The sequence below is a fragment of the Sphingomonas sp. CD22 genome (genome assembly GCF_034556155.1).
Taxonomy (GTDB): domain Bacteria; phylum Pseudomonadota; class Alphaproteobacteria; order Sphingomonadales; family Sphingomonadaceae; genus Sphingomonas.
Genome location: NZ_JAYDYX010000003.1, coordinates 65,024 through 79,012 on the forward strand (window position 1 = coordinate 65,024; position 13,989 = coordinate 79,012).

Annotated in this window: 12 protein-coding genes; 8 read left to right on the forward strand and 4 right to left on the reverse strand. The window is 68.7% G+C overall.

All coding sequences use genetic code 11. The annotated features are described in order from the left end of the window. Positions 1–18: 18 nt before the first annotated feature. On the reverse strand, positions 19–1,560 hold the full coding sequence (locus SFC76_RS06660) for a CpaF family protein (protein ID WP_322848708.1): 1,542 nt from the start codon (positions 1,558–1,560) through the stop codon (positions 19–21). 136 nt (positions 1,561–1,696) lie between these two features. Between SFC76_RS06660 and SFC76_RS06665 the strand changes: the two genes are divergently transcribed. Together SFC76_RS06665 and SFC76_RS06670 are read left to right on the forward strand one after the other, a co-directional pair. Continuing rightward, positions 1,697–3,205: a serine protease gene (locus SFC76_RS06665; RefSeq protein WP_322848709.1), complete on the forward strand. Its 1,509-nt coding sequence runs from the start codon at positions 1,697–1,699 to the stop codon at positions 3,203–3,205. A 53-nt stretch (positions 3,206–3,258) separates the two neighbouring features. Beyond that, positions 3,259–4,800 (forward strand): hypothetical protein, encoded by a 1,542-nt coding sequence (locus tag SFC76_RS06670; protein WP_322848710.1) that lies wholly within the window; start codon positions 3,259–3,261, stop codon positions 4,798–4,800. A gap of 337 nt (positions 4,801–5,137) precedes the next feature. Here the strand turns inward: SFC76_RS06670 and ada are convergent, their stop codons facing one another. Continuing rightward, positions 5,138–6,163 (reverse strand): bifunctional DNA-binding transcriptional regulator/O6-methylguanine-DNA methyltransferase Ada, encoded by a 1,026-nt coding sequence (gene ada, locus SFC76_RS06675; RefSeq protein ID WP_322848711.1) that lies wholly within the window; start codon positions 6,161–6,163, stop codon positions 5,138–5,140. A 49-nt stretch (positions 6,164–6,212) separates the two neighbouring features. Beyond that, the gene (locus tag SFC76_RS06680; protein ID WP_322848712.1) at positions 6,213–7,148 is read right to left on the reverse strand and encodes a hypothetical protein; all 936 of its coding nucleotides are present in this window, start codon (positions 7,146–7,148) and stop codon (positions 6,213–6,215) included. Positions 7,149–7,509: 361 nt separating this feature from the next. On the opposite strand from SFC76_RS06680, the gene SFC76_RS06685 reads away from it, so the two are divergent. The 6 genes from SFC76_RS06685 to SFC76_RS06710 all read left to right on the forward strand — a co-directional run bounded on the left by SFC76_RS06685 (position 7,510) and on the right by SFC76_RS06710 (position 12,766). Next, the gene (locus SFC76_RS06685; RefSeq protein WP_322848713.1) at positions 7,510–8,079 is read left to right on the forward strand and encodes a F0F1 ATP synthase subunit delta; all 570 of its coding nucleotides are present in this window, start codon (positions 7,510–7,512) and stop codon (positions 8,077–8,079) included. A 6-nt stretch (positions 8,080–8,085) separates the two neighbouring features. Next, positions 8,086–9,615, forward strand: a complete 1,530-nt coding sequence (gene atpA, locus SFC76_RS06690) for a F0F1 ATP synthase subunit alpha (protein WP_322848714.1) — start codon at positions 8,086–8,088, stop codon at positions 9,613–9,615. A gap of 109 nt (positions 9,616–9,724) precedes the next feature. Further along, the gene (locus tag SFC76_RS06695; protein ID WP_322848715.1) at positions 9,725–10,618 is read left to right on the forward strand and encodes a F0F1 ATP synthase subunit gamma; all 894 of its coding nucleotides are present in this window, start codon (positions 9,725–9,727) and stop codon (positions 10,616–10,618) included. A gap of 25 nt (positions 10,619–10,643) precedes the next feature. Then, complete coding sequence (atpD, locus tag SFC76_RS06700) at positions 10,644–12,125, forward strand: F0F1 ATP synthase subunit beta (RefSeq protein ID WP_038662646.1); 1,482 nt, start codon at positions 10,644–10,646, stop codon at positions 12,123–12,125. A gap of 35 nt (positions 12,126–12,160) precedes the next feature. Beyond that, positions 12,161–12,409: a hypothetical protein gene (locus SFC76_RS06705; protein WP_322848716.1), complete on the forward strand. Its 249-nt coding sequence runs from the start codon at positions 12,161–12,163 to the stop codon at positions 12,407–12,409. 105 nt (positions 12,410–12,514) lie between these two features. Further along, positions 12,515–12,766, forward strand: coding sequence for an ATP synthase F1 subunit epsilon (locus SFC76_RS06710; protein WP_322848717.1), 252 nt, complete (start codon positions 12,515–12,517; stop codon positions 12,764–12,766). Between the two features lie 220 nt (positions 12,767–12,986). Here the strand turns inward: SFC76_RS06710 and SFC76_RS06715 are convergent, their stop codons facing one another. Next, positions 12,987–13,973, reverse strand: a complete 987-nt coding sequence (locus SFC76_RS06715; RefSeq protein WP_322848718.1) for a N(4)-(beta-N-acetylglucosaminyl)-L-asparaginase — start codon at positions 13,971–13,973, stop codon at positions 12,987–12,989. Between the last annotated feature and the right edge of the window lie 16 nt (positions 13,974–13,989).

Sequence of the window (13,989 nt, forward strand, 5' to 3'; positions counted from 1 at the left end):
GGTCGATAACGCCCGACCCTACAGGCACGCCTCCAGATACGCCTGGTCGAAGCCGAACTGTTTCGCCTTGTCGAGCGTGTACGGCCGCAGCCCCATCGAGCGATATTCGCCGATGATCTTGCCGTCGGCGCTCTCGTCGAGATATTCGAACTTGAACAATTCCTGCGTCACGATCACCGGCCCTTCCATGCCGATCACCTCGGTCACGTTGGTGACGCGGCGCGAGCCGTCGCGCAGACGCTTCACCTGGATGATCAGCTCGACCGAATCGGCGATCTGGCGGCTGATCGCCTCCTTGGGCACCTTGATGTCCGACATCATGACCATGTTCTCCATACGCGCCAGCGCCTCGCGCGGGGAGTTGGCGTGGAGCGTGCACATCGAACCGTCGTGGCCGGTGTTCATCGCGGCGAGCATGTCGAAACACTCGCTGCCGCGGATCTCGCCCAGGATGATGCGGTCCGGGCGCATACGCAGCGCGTTCTTGACGAGATCGCGGATGCTGACCTCGCCTTGCCCCTCGAGATTGGCCGGCCGCGTCTCGAGCGGCAGCCAGTGCGGCTGTTGCAGGCGGAGTTCGGCGGCGTCCTCGATCGTCAGCACGCGTTCGCCGGGGTCGATCATCTTCGACAAGGCGTTGAGCATCGTCGTCTTGCCCGAACCGGTGCCGCCCGAGATGACGACGTTGAACCGGCTCGCGCCCGCGATCTTGAGCGCGGTCGCCATCTTGGGGCTCATGCTGCCGAAGCCCGCCATCATGTCGAGCGTGATCGGCTTGGCGGAGAATTTACGAATCGAGATCGCGGTGCCGCGCAGCGACAGCGGCGGCACGATGACGTTGACGCGGCTGCCGTCCTTGAGGCGCGCGTCGGCGAGCGGCGTGGTCTGGTCGACGCGACGGCCGACCGAATTGACGATCCGCTGCGCGATCTGGAACAGATGCTCCTCGTCGCGGAACTGGATCTGCGCCAGCTCCAGCTTGCCTTTGCGCTCGACATAGGTCTGGTCGGGACCGTTGACCATGATGTCGGTGATCGCGGGATCGGCGAGCAATTCCTCGAGCGGCCCCAGGCCGAGCAGCTCGTCGACCAGCACCTTTTCCAGCGCGAATTGTTCGCGACGGTTGAGAGTCAGCTTGAGCTCGGCGAGCACCTCGCCGATGATCGGGCGGAATTCCTCGGCAAGCTCGTCCTTGCCGAGCGTCGCGGCCGCCTCGGGGTCGACGCGTTCGAGCAGGCGCGGCAGCACCTGTTCCTTGATCTTGTGGATCGACGCCTCGAACCCTTCGCCGCGGCTGCTGCCGGCGTCGCCGCTGGCGTTCTGGCGGTCGGTGAGCCGCTGCATCGCGTCGAGCGTGCCGGCGGGCAGGCTGCCGGCGAGCGGATCGTCGCCGGAGATGCCGCCGGGCAGCGGCATCGTCTCGATCGGCGGGAACTGGCTGCCGGGTGCGGGCTCGTCGGCGCGCGGGGCCGCGCCGCCTTGCATCGGGCGCGCCACGCCGAATGCCGGCCGCGCCGGCTGCCCGTTACCCATTCCGTTCCGACGCCCGAACGCGCTCATACACCAATCCTCGAACTTCGCTGGTAGGGGGTAGGCAACAGAGTTTGAGAATTTCCTAACCAAACCAGAACGGTATGAAAGGGACCCGATCGCCGTGCTTGACAGCGGCGCGTCGAGGCCGTTCGGAAGGCGCGACATGCGCCGGTTCCTGCTCCTCCTCCTCGCCCTGTTCGGCGCCTCGCTCTGGACGGTGCCCGCCGCCGCGGACGACATCGGCGCGACCGCGCGCGGTGTCGTCCGCGTCGTCACCATCGCGGTCGTCGATGGCCAGGTGGTCGGCTTCGGCCATGGCAGCGGCGTCGCGATCGCACCCAACCGCATCGTCACCAACGCGCACGTCATGGAGCTGGCGGAACGCTATCCCGACAATGTCGTGATCGGCGTGGTGCCGTCGGAAGGCGACAAGAGCTACCAGGGCCGCGTCGTCGCCTATGACGCCAAGCGCGACCTCGCATTGATCGAATTCGCCGGCGCGCGGCTGCCGACCGCGGCGCTCTATACGGGGCCGGTGAGCGAGGGCGATCCGGTGGTCGCGCTCGGCTATCCCGGCAACGTCGATCTCGCCACCGCGCAATCCGCCGCCGACTACATCCGCCCGACCTCGCCCGTGCGCTCGGAGGGCGTCTTCTCCGGTCGGCGCAGCCTGACCGGGATCGAGGTGCTGCTCCACACCGCTAGCATCGCCCGCGGCAATTCGGGCGGGCCGTTGCTCGATCGCTGCGGCCGGGTGATCGGCATCAATTCGGCGATCACCCGCGGCGAGGAGGGCGACGGCTCGTTCGGCTTTGCGATCGCGGATACCGAACTCTCCGCCTTCCTGCGCGAGGCGAAACAGCCTTATGCCAGCGTCGGCACCGCCTGCACCTCGATCGAGGAACGGCTGCGCGACGACAGCGAGGCGGACGTGCGCGCCCGCGCCGATGCGCTGACCAGCCAGCGCGACGCCGCCACCCGGACGGCGATGGGCCGCGAGGAGGCGCTCGCCCGCGCCCGCGAGGCCGCGCAGACCCGGCGCGAGAACGTCATCGGCTTCGCCGGGCTGCTGCTCGTCGTCGGTGCGATGGGCGTCGGCGCGGCGGGGCTGTTCGCGGTGCAGGGGCAGCGGCGGCGCGTGCGCTGGGCGGCGAGCCTCGGCGGTTTGGTCATGATCGCCGCGATCGTCGTCTTCGTGCTGCGGCCCAGGAGCGAACCCGCCCTTCCGCCGCCGCCCGCTGCGGTCAGCCAGATCGTGCCCAACGCCCCGCTCGGCAAGCTCACCTGCGTCTTCCAGCCCGATCGCAGCCGCGTCACCGTCTCGCCGACCAGCGACGTCGCGATGCAATGGGGGCGCAGCGGCTGCGGCGGCGGCATCCAGTATCTGCCGACCGGCGACCGCTGGGAACGCGTCGTGGTGCCCGATGGCGAGCAGACGGTGTCGGTCGTCGCCTTCGATCCGCTCACCCGGCGCTACACGGACACCCGCTACATGCTCGGCGCGCAGGCGATGGCGCAGGCGCGCAAGCTGCAGCAGGGGCAGGGCGCTGCGCCGCGCTGCACCGTCGATCCCGCCGCGATCGAGCGCCTCGCCCAGCAGCAGGCGGCGATCCGCACCACGCTGCCGCCGCTGCCCAACGAGAAGCTCGTCTATAGTTGTCGGACGGGCTGACAAACGTATCCGGGCCGGTCTAGGCTGTGACCGGGCATGTTGGGGGGCATGATATGAGTCGGTTGAAATTCGCTGCGGCGCTGGTGGCGATGTGCTGCGCGCAACCCGCGGCGGCGGAATGGTTCGAGGCGACCTCGAAGCATTTCATCGTATACGCCAATGGCACCGCCGAGTCGGTGCGCAAACGCGCCGAGCGGCTCGAACAGTTCGACAGCCTGGTCCGTTACTATCAATCGATCCCCTCGCAGGAGGGCGACGGCTCGAACAAGGTGACCGTCTATGTCGTCGCCAACGACGCGGCGGTCCGGCGGCTGTTCGGCGCCGGCGGCAAGAACATCGCCGGCTTCTATCAGGGCCGCGCGAGCGGATCGGTCGCCTTCACCCCGGCGCAGGGCGGCGAGCCCGGCGACATCAACGCGCTCCAGCCGCAGATCGTGCTGTTCCACGAATATACCCATCATCTCATGCTGGGCAATATCTCGGTCGCGCTCCCGGCCTGGTATGCCGAGGGCTATCCCGAATTCCTGTCTACCGCGCGGTTCGAGAAGGACTTCGTCTGGCTCGGCGCGCCCGCGCAGCACCGCGCCTACGACCTGTTGCTCGGCACCGAGCTGACCGCCGAGCAGCTCTTCTCGCTCGATATGTCGAAGAAGATGCGCGATGCGAAGGTCGCCGCGCTCTATGCGCGCGGCTGGCTGCTCACCCATTACCTGATGATCGATCCCAAGCGGTCCGCGCAGCTCAATTCCTATCTGCTCGCGATCAACGACGGCAAGCCGGGGGTCGAGGCGGCGCGCGCGGCGTTCGGCGATCTCGATGCGCTCAATCGCGCGCTGTCGTCCTATCTCCACAAGTCGACGATGTCGGCCTACAAGATCCCGCTAACGCGGCTGACCACCCCGGTCGTCGCCATCCGGCCGCTGTCGGCGGGCGAGCGCGAGATGATCACGCTGCGCATGCGCTCCGACCGCGGCGTCAACCGCGAAACCGCGCAGCCGATCCTCGCCGAAGCGTTGCCGATCGCCGACCGCTATCCCAAGGATGCGATGGTGCAGGGCTGGTTCGCCGAAATGGCGCTCGACGCCGGCCGCAACGACCTCGCCGACGCCGCCGCCGACCGCGCGCTGGCGATCGATCCCAAATCGTCGCAGGCTTTGGTCTACAAGGCGCAGGTGCATCTGCGCCGGGCACGCGACGCGAAGGTGACCGATCCGCTCGTCTGGCGCGAGGCGCGCGGCTGGCTGCTCCGCGCCAACAAGCTCGACACCAACGACGCTTATGCGCTGATGCTCTTCTATTCGAGCTTCGGCATGGCGGGCACGCCGGCCACCGACAACGCCAAGGCCGCGCTGCGCCGCGCGCACGAACTGGTGCCGCAGGACGAAGGTCTCGCCTACGCTTATGCGACGCAGATGCTGATCGACGACAAGCGCGATGAGGCACGCGCGGCGCTGCGTCCGCTCGCCTATTCGGCGCACAGCAATCCCGACAATGCCGCCGCCAAGCTCATCGCCGCACTCGCGACGGGCAAGACCGGCCCGCAGGCGCTCGCCTCGCTCGGCGGCGACGCGGCCAAGGTGACGATCGAGGATTAGGCAGGTCGACTTCATCGGCGCCCGCGACGTCAGATCCGTCACCCCGGACTTGATCCGGCGTCCCGCTACGTCCTTCACGCTGGCCATTGGGGAGAAGCGGGACCCCGGGTCAAGCCCGGGGTGACGAAAGGGAGAAGGTGTCGCGCAGAGGGCGCAGAGGACGCGGAGGTCTACCGCTCAAGGTGGCGTGGCCCTGTCATCGCAATAGCTGGAAGGGAAGCGCCGTGGATGCGGCGAGCGCAACACCTCTGCGTCCTCTGCGCCTCTGCGCGAACATAGAACGTCTTCTACGCAGGCGCTTTCCGGAAAGACCGTCGGTTCACCCAAAGCATCCCGCTCACCCGCCCTCGCGCGCCAGCAGGGCGCGCTTGCGCTCGACGCCATAGGCATAGCCGCCGAGCCCGCCGTCGCTGCGGGTGACGCGGTGGCAGGGGACGACCACCGCGATCGGGTTGCTGCCGCAGGCCGTGCCCACCGCGCGTACCGCACCCGGCTGGCCGGCGGCGGCGGCGAGTTGGGCGTAGCTGCGCGTTTCTCCCGCCGGGATCGTCTTGAGCGCCTGCCACACCGCCTCCTGGAACGCGGTGCCGCGCACGTCGAGCGGCAGCGCGGTGTCGCGGCCGGGCGCCTCGACCAGCGCCACCACCGCCGCGGCGAGCGCCGCCAGCGCATCGTCGCCCGGCGCGATCTCCGCCCGCGGGAAGCGCGCCGCGAGCGCCGTCGCATCCTCGTCGAACGCCACCCGGCACAGGCCCCTGTCGGTCGCCGCGACCAGCAGCGGCCCCAGCGTCGTCGCCGCCTGCGTCCAGCGGATCGTCACCCCCGCGCCGCCGCGCGCCCAGGCGCTCGGCGCCATCCCCAGCCGCTTGGCGCCGTCGGCATAGAAGCGGCTCGCCGCGCCATAACCGGCGTCGTAGATCGCGTCGGTGACGCGGCCCTCGCGCTGCAAGGCGTCCGCCGCCCGCCCGGCGCGCAGCGCGCGGGCATAGCCCGCCGGGCTGACCCCGGTCGCGCGGGTGAACAGCCGCTGGAAATGATGCGGCGCATAACCGACCGCGGCGGCCAGCGCGGCGAGCCCGATCGGCGCCTCTGCCGCGGCGATCAGCGCGATCGCCTCGGCCACCGCCCGGCTGTCGCGCGCGACGTCGTCGGGTTTGCAGCGCAGGCAGGCGCGATAGCCCGCCGCGCGTGCCGCCGCGCCGTCGGCAAGGAAGGACACGTTCTCGCGTCGCGGATGCCGCGCCGGGCAGCTCGGCTTGCAATAGATGCCCGTGGTCCGCACCGCCGCGACGAAGGTGCCGTCCCGCGCCCGGTCGCGGCATGCGAAGGCGGCCCAGGCCGCGTCCTGATCGATCATCGTCATGCCACCGCGATAGCCGATCGCGCACGCCGCCCCATCCCGCCGCTTGCGCTCAAAACCCGCTGCCCGTCAGCAGTGGCCGCCGCCGCATCGACGCGACGTCCTGCGCCCCTGCTGCGAGCGCGGCGACGCGCGCCAGTCCCTTGCTGATCTCGCCGCCGGCAGCCGGCGCGAACAGCCGCGCGCGCGCATACCGGTCGGCCGCCTCGCGATATCGCCCCGCCGCTTCCGCGCAGAGCGCCAGATTGAACGTCGTCGCGCCATGGTCGGGCGCCATCCGGTCGACGTCGGCGAAGGCGGCGCAGGCGGCGGCGGGATCGTGCTTGGTCAGCCGCACCGCCTGTTTGAACCGCGCCGCAGCATCGGGCGGCAGGCCCTCGCGCGTCTCGATCACGCGAATCGTGTAATCCTCGGCATGCGGGGCGAGATCGTGCTGCACCTCGGCGGCGACCGATTCGATCATGCCGCTCACCACAGCCTCGGCGCTGGTCGCGACGCCGCCGTCCTCGCACCAGTCCGCGCGGTCGTCGCGCGTCTTGGTGGCCGAATAGGGCAGCGCGCCGGTCCGGCGCCGCACCTCCACATCGGCGCGCAACGCGATCGTGCGGCGGACGCAGGCGACGCTGTAGCGTTCCTTGCGGACGCATTTGCCGTCCTTCTTCTCGGCGCACCGCTCGCGCCCCTCGCGATAGTCGCTGCTCGCGACCTGCACGCCGGTGCGTCCGGTGAGCATCCCGTCGGGGCGCAGCGCCGGCGGGATCAGCCGCACGTGCGGCAGCCCGTCCGTACCCAGCTTCGCCAGCCGCCGCTCGATCGCATCGGCGAGGTCCGCGCCGTCCGGCCCGGCGAACGGCCCGACGCCGATCGTCGGCAACAGGCTCGCCTCGCGCGCCTGCGCGGCGAAGACGCCCTCGACGCGCAACGTCTCGGCGGCCGCGGGCAGGGCGAGCATCGCTCCGATCGCCACCGCCGCCCACCACCGCATCATCGTGTCTCCATCTGCCCGGATCGAGCCTACTCGCCCGACCCTGAACGAAAGCCCCCAATTCCTCCCCCGCAAGGGGGAGGTGGCACGCCGAAGGCGTGACGGAGGGGGAGGGAAGGGCGGGAGGCCCATTGTCCAGGCTCCCACCCTTACCTCCCCCTCCACCATTCGGCTGCGCCGAACGGCCCCCTCCCCCTTGCGGGGGAGGAATTTGGCCGCCTCAAACCCCCGCCCGCACACCACTTTGCATCCCCCGTACTTGCACTAACCGCCCCCTCATGCTAGCCGCCCGCCACCCATAGCAGGTGTGCATCGCGCGCCCTCTTCCCCATGGGCCAACATTCGGCACGAGGACTTCAGCTCCGTGGAGACATCCATCGGTACTTCTGGCGGCGGTATTCAGGCGAGCTTGGGTGGGCGCTACGCGATCGCCCTGTTCGATCTCGCGCGCGATGCCAAGACGATCGACACCGTCGAATCCAGCCTCGCCAATGTGCGCGACGCGCTGAACGAAAGCGACGATTTCCGCGCGCTCACCGTCAGCCCGCTGGTCGCCCGCGGCGCCGCGGTGAAGGCGGTGCTCGCCACCGCCGATGCGCTCGGCGTCGACGCGACCACCAAGAATTTCCTCGGCGTCCTCGCCGAGAACCGCCGCCTCGGCCAGCTGCCCGCGATCATCCGCGCCTTCCGCCAGATCGCCGCGCGCCACCGTGGCGAGATCGCCGCCGAGGTGACCAGCGCGCATCCGCTGAACGACGAGCAGGTCGTCGAGCTCAAGCAGCAGCTCCGCCAGCGCGTCGGCCGCGACGTCTCCGTCGACCTGTCGGTCGACCCCGAACTGCTCGGCGGCCTGGTCGTCCGCATCGGTTCACAGATGATCGATTCGTCGATCCGCACCCGTCTCAATACTCTCGCGCACGCGATGAAGGGCTAACTCACGATGGATATCCGCGCCGCAGAAATCTCCAAGGTCATCAAGGACCAGATCAGCAACTTCGGCACCGAAGCGCAGGTCACCGAAACCGGTCAGGTGCTGTCGGTCGGCGACGGCATCGCGCGTATCTACGGTCTCGACAACGTCCAGGCGGGCGAGATGGTCGAATTCGCCAACGGCGTGCAGGGCATGGCGCTCAACCTCGAGGCCGACAACGTCGGCGTCGTGATCTTCGGCTCGGACTCGGAGATTCGCGAGGGCGATATCGTCAAGCGCACCGGCACGATCGTCGACGTTCCCGTCGGCAAGGGCCTGCTCGGCCGCGTCGTCGATGGCCTCGGCAACCCGATCGACGGCAAGGGCCCGATCGTCGCCGAGAAGCGCAGCCGCGTCGAGGTCAAGGCACCGGGCATCATCCCGCGCCAGTCGGTCAGCGAGCCGATGCAGTCGGGCCTCAAGGCGATCGACGCGCTCGTCCCCGTCGGTCGCGGCCAGCGCGAGCTGATCATCGGCGATCGCCAGACCGGCAAGTCGGCGGTCGCGATCGACACCTTCATCAACCAGAAGACGATCAACCAGTCGTCGGACGAATCGAAGAAGCTGTATTGCGTCTATGTCGCGGTCGGCCAGAAGCGCTCGACCGTCGCGCAGCTCGTCAAGACGCTCGAAGAGAATGGCGCGATGGATTATTCCATCGTCGTCGCCGCGACCGCGTCGGAGCCCGCACCGCTCCAGTTCCTCGCGCCCTATACCGGCACCGCGATGGGCGAATATTTCCGTGACAACGGCATGCACGCGCTGATCGTGTTCGACGATCTGTCGAAGCAGGCGGTCGCCTATCGCCAGATGTCGCTGCTGCTGCGCCGTCCGCCGGGCCGCGAAGCCTATCCGGGCGACGTCTTCTATCTGCACAGCCGCCTGCTCGAGCGCGCCGCCAAGATGTCGGACGCCAACGGCGGCGGTTCGCTCACCGCGCTGCCGATCATCGAGACGCAGGCGGGCGACGTGTCGGCCTATATCCCGACCAACGTGATCTCGATCACCGACGGCCAGATCTTCCTCGAAACCGACCTGTTCTTCGCCGGCATCCGCCCGGCGATCAACGTCGGCCTGTCGGTCAGCCGCGTCGGCTCGGCCGCGCAGACGAAGGCGATGAAGAAGGTGTCGGGCTCGATCAAGCTCGAGCTCGCCCAGTATCGCGAGATGGCGGCGTTCGCGCAGTTCGGTTCGGACCTCGACGCCTCGACGCAGCGCCTGCTCAACCGCGGCGCGCGCCTCACCGAGCTGCTCAAGCAGGCGCAGTTCTCGCCGATGCCCTTCGAGGAGCAGACCGCGTCGATCTTCGCCGGCACGCAGGGCTATCTCGACAAGGTCGCGGTGACCGACGTCGTCCGCTACGAGCAGGCGATGCTGCAGGACCTGCGCGCCAACCACGCCGGCGTCCTCACCAAGATCCGCGAGACGCGCGATCTCGGCGACGAGGCCAAGTCGGGGCTGAAGGCCGCGCTCGACCAGTTCGCGAAGACCTTCGCGTAAAGCCAACCACGTCACCCCGGCCTCGAGCCGGGGTCCCGCTGCCCTTCCGACGATGCAGGAAGAAGCGGGATGCCGGATCAAGTCCGGCATGACGGCAAGAGGACAATAGATGGCAAGCCTGAAGGCCCTCAAGATTCGGATCAACTCGGTCAAATCGACCCAGAAGATCACCAAGGCGATGAAGATGGTCGCCGCCGCCAAGCTGCGCCGCGCGCAGGAGGCGGCGCAGGCCGGCCGTCCCTATGCGGAGCGGTTGGAGGCGGTCGTCTCCAGCCTGTCGCGCCAGCTCGCCGGCGGGGCGACCGTGTCGCCGCTGCTGTCGGGCACCGGCAAGGACCAGGTGCATCTGCTCGTCGTCGCCACGTCGGAGCGCGGCCTGGCCGGTGCGTTCAACACCAACATCGTCCGCGCCGCCCGCCGCAAGGCGGAGGAGCTGGAGGCGCAGGGCAAGACCGTGCGCTTCTATCTCGCCGGCAAGAAGGGGCGGGTGCTCAAACGCTTCTATCCCAAGGCGATCCTCGCCGATCACGAGCTGGGCGGCCACAAGACGCTCGGCTTCCAGCAGGCCCGCGAAGTCGCCGACGACCTGCTCGCGCGCTATGCCGCGGGCGAGTTCGACGTCGCGCATCTGTTCTACGCGAAGTTCGTCTCGGCGCTGGTGCAGATCCCCGTCGGCCGCCAGATCATCCCGGTCGCGGTCGACGAGGCCAGGACGGATGCGGCGGCAACGCCGGTCACCTCGGCGGGCGCCGTGGTGGAATACGAACCCGACGAGGAGCATATCCTCGCCGACCTGCTGCCGCGCAACGTCGCGATCCAGGTGTTCCGCGCGATGCTCGAAAATGCCGCATCCGAACAGGGCAGCCGCATGAACGCGATGGACAATGCCACCCGCAATGCGGGCGACATGATCAATCGCCTGTCGATCCAGTATAACCGCACGCGTCAGGCCGCGATCACGACCGAGCTGGTCGAGATCATCTCCGGCGCCGAAGCGCTCTAACGAATCCGAAGCAGGAAGAACCGCCATGGCAACCGCCGCAGACGACATCCGCCCGACCCAGTCGACGGGCAGCAGCAACACCACCGGCACGATCGCCCAGGTCATCGGCGCCGTCGTCGACGTCCACTTCCCGGACAATCTGCCGGCGATCCTCTCGGCGCTCGAGACCGACAACAACGGCAACAAGCTGGTGCTCGAAGTCGCGCAGCATCTCGGCGAGAACACCGTCCGCACGATCGCGATGGACGCGACCGAGGGCCTGACCCGCGGCCAGACCGTCCGCGACACCGGCGCGCAGATCAGCGTTCCCGTCGGCCCGGCGACGCTCGGCCGCATCATGAACGTCATCGGCGAGCCGATCGACGAGCGCGGCCCGGTGCAGACCGACCTGCGCGCGCCGATCCATGCCGAGGCGCCGCTGTTCGTCGACCAGTCGACCGAGAACGCCATCCTCGTCACCGGCATCAAGGTCATCGACCTGCTCGCGCCTTACGCCAAGGGCGGCAAGATCGGCCTGTTCGGCGGCGCCGGCGTCGGCAAGACCGTGCTGATCCAGGAACTGATCAACAACATCGCCAAGGGCCACGGCGGCACCTCGGTGTTCGCCGGCGTCGGCGAGCGCACCCGCGAGGGCAACGACCTCTATCACGAATTCCTCGACGCGGGCGTCATCGCCAAGGATGCCGAGGGCAATCCGACCAGCGAGGGCTCGAAGGTCGCCTTGGTGTTCGGCCAGATGAACGAGCCGCCGGGCGCCCGCGCCCGCGTCGCGCTGTCGGGCCTGACCATCGCGGAATATTTCCGCGATCAGGAAGGGCAGGACGTGTTGTTCTTCGTCGACAACATCTTCCGCTTCACCCAGGCGGGCGCGGAAGTGTCGGCGCTGCTCGGTCGCATCCCGTCGGCGGTGGGCTATCAGCCGACGCTGTCGACCGACATGGGCGCCCTGCAGGAGCGCATCACCTCGACCAACAAGGGTTCGATCACCTCGGTGCAGGCGGTCTACGTCCCCGCGGACGATCTTACCGACCCGGCCCCGGCGACCTCGTTCGCCCATCTGGATGCGACGACCGTGCTCAACCGCGCGATCTCCGAACTCGGCATCTATCCGGCGGTCGATCCGCTCGATTCGACCAGCCGCGTGCTCGAACCGCGCGTCGTCGGCCAGGAGCATTACGACACCGCCCGCGCGGTCCAGTCGCTGCTCCAGCGCTACAAATCGTTGCAGGACATCATCGCCATCCTCGGCATGGACGAATTGTCCGAAGAGGATAAGCTGACGGTGACGCGCGCGCGCAAGATCCAGAAGTTCCTCAGCCAGCCGTTCCACGTCGCCGAGGTCTTCACCGGCATCAGCGGCAAGTTCGTGCAGATCGAGGACACGGTCCGCTCGTTCAAGGCGGTGGTCGACGGCGAATACGACCATCTGCCCGAGGCGGCCTTCTACATGGTCGGCGGCATCGACGAAGTCGTCGCCAAGGCCGAGAAGCTCGCGCAGGAGGCGTAATCGACTTCGGCAGGAAGTTCGGTTAGGCTGGGTCCGTGAACGTCGATACGCTCTCGATCGCCCGGGACCTGAAGGCCACCGAACTTCCCGCCGCGCAGGCGGAAGCGATCGCTGCTGCCATCGGCCGGTCGGTGACGGACGGGGTCGCTACTAAAGCCGATATCCAACTCATGGAAGAACGGCTCAGCGCGCGACTTGAAAGCGCGAAGACGCAGTTGCTGACTTGGCTGATGGGCGTCATCGTCGCCACGGCTGGCATTCTGATCGCGGTGTTGAAGCTGTGATCGATCCATTCCGCGCGCGCGGAAATTGGGTGATCGCCCAGTTTGTCGCCGCCATGTACATCAACGCCTGCATCACGGGCATCGCGCTCAGGACCTTGCGATAACATGCTCCATTTCGAACTCGTCACGCCCGAGAAACTGGTCCGCTCCGAGGACGTCTATATGGTCGTGGTGCCCGGCACCGAGGGCGACTTCGGCGTACTCGAAGGCCATGCGCCGCTGATGTCGACGGTCCGCGACGGTGCGCTGTCGGTCTATCGCACCGAGGGCGGCCAGCCCGAGACGATCGCGATCCAGGGCGGCTTCGCCGAGGTCAACGCCAAGGGCCTGACCGTGCTGGCCGAACAGGCCGCTTGAGGCCCGACCGGCCGGTAAGTCGCTGACCTGTCGGCCTGATTTGGCCGCGCTGTCCTACACGGCGCGCCGCTGCTAGGGGAGGAGCCGTACACCCGGCTCCTTCCCATCCGTGCAGAAACGGAAACGATCGGGAGGCGATCGTTTCCATTAAGGTGTCCAACTTGTCCATGTTGGCGCGGCGACCTCGGCGCATGAGGGCATGATCGCCCGCGCCCGACCCTCACGCCTTGAACAGCGACGGCCCCTTCTTCACCACCGTCACGCCCGCCGCATCGGTCACCGCAAAGGTGAAGCCCGGCAGCAGGCAGAAGGCGCCGACCTCGCCCTTCGGCGACAGCGCCAGAAACCCGACCTGCGTGCCCTTGATGGCATCGCCGCGCAGCGTGGCAATATGGCGGACCACCTCCTCGCACGCCGCCTGCGGCGACAGGCCGGCGCGCATCGACGCCACCACACGCGCGCTGCCCGAGACCCGCGTCACTTCCTCGCCGAGCCCGGTCGAGGTCGCCGCGCCGACCCCCGCCTCGACATAGAGGCCCGCGCCGACCTGCGGCGAATCGCCGACGCGCCCGCGCATCTTGAACGCCATGCCGGAGGTCGTGCACGCCCCCGCCATCCGCCCGTCCGCCGTCCGCGCCAGCAGACCGATCGTATCGTGGTCGAGCGCACCGCCGCGCGGCCGGCGGTTCTCGATATTGGCCTCCGGTCTGTATTGCGAGGTCTTGAGCCAGTCGCGCCACGCCTTCTCCGCCTCGGGGGTGAGCAGATCGACCTTGGGGAAGCCTTGGTCGCGCGCGAAGCGCGTCGCGCCCTCGCCGACGATGAGGGTGTGCGGCGTCTTCTCCATCACCCGTCGCGCCACCGAGATGGCGTGGACCGTGTCCTCCAGCGCCGCCACCGCGCCGACGCCGCCGCGATCGTCCATGATGACCGCGTCGAGCGTGACGTGGCCGTCGCGATCGGGATAGCCGCTATAGCCGACCGAATGGTTGTTCGGGTCCGCCTCGGGCACCATGCCGCCCGCCTCGACCGCGTCGATCAGCGTGCCGCCGGCCTTCAGCCGCGCAAAGGCGGCGTCGTTCGCCGCGGCGCCGAAATCCCAGGTCGAGACGATCATCGCGCCGCTGCCCGCCGGCGCCGCTCCGGCGAGCGATGCCACACCGGCGGTCGCCGCCGCCCCACCGAGAAATCCGCGCCGTGTCGTCATTCGCCACACCCCTGTT

What these genes read in the sequence shown, in the direction of transcription:
- SFC76_RS06680 (WP_322848712.1), bottom strand. Translation starts at nt 7,148, where the DNA reads ATGATGCGGTGGTGGGCGGCGGTGGCGATCGGAGCGATGCTCGCCCTG.
- SFC76_RS06660 (WP_322848708.1), bottom strand. Translation starts at nt 1,560, where the DNA reads ATGAGCGCGTTCGGGCGTCGGAACGGAATGGGTAACGGGCAGCCGGCG.
- SFC76_RS06670 (WP_322848710.1), top strand. Translation starts at nt 3,259, where the DNA reads ATGAGTCGGTTGAAATTCGCTGCGGCGCTGGTGGCGATGTGCTGCGCG.
- SFC76_RS06665 (WP_322848709.1), top strand. Translation starts at nt 1,697, where the DNA reads ATGCGCCGGTTCCTGCTCCTCCTCCTCGCCCTGTTCGGCGCCTCGCTC.
- atpA (WP_322848714.1), top strand. Translation starts at nt 8,086, where the DNA reads ATGGATATCCGCGCCGCAGAAATCTCCAAGGTCATCAAGGACCAGATC.
- SFC76_RS06710 (WP_322848717.1), top strand. Translation starts at nt 12,515, where the DNA reads ATGCTCCATTTCGAACTCGTCACGCCCGAGAAACTGGTCCGCTCCGAG.
- SFC76_RS06715 (WP_322848718.1), bottom strand. Translation starts at nt 13,973, where the DNA reads ATGACGACACGGCGCGGATTTCTCGGTGGGGCGGCGGCGACCGCCGGT.
- ada (WP_322848711.1), bottom strand. Translation starts at nt 6,163, where the DNA reads ATGACGATGATCGATCAGGACGCGGCCTGGGCCGCCTTCGCATGCCGC.
- atpD (WP_038662646.1), top strand. Translation starts at nt 10,644, where the DNA reads ATGGCAACCGCCGCAGACGACATCCGCCCGACCCAGTCGACGGGCAGC.
- SFC76_RS06695 (WP_322848715.1), top strand. Translation starts at nt 9,725, where the DNA reads ATGGCAAGCCTGAAGGCCCTCAAGATTCGGATCAACTCGGTCAAATCG.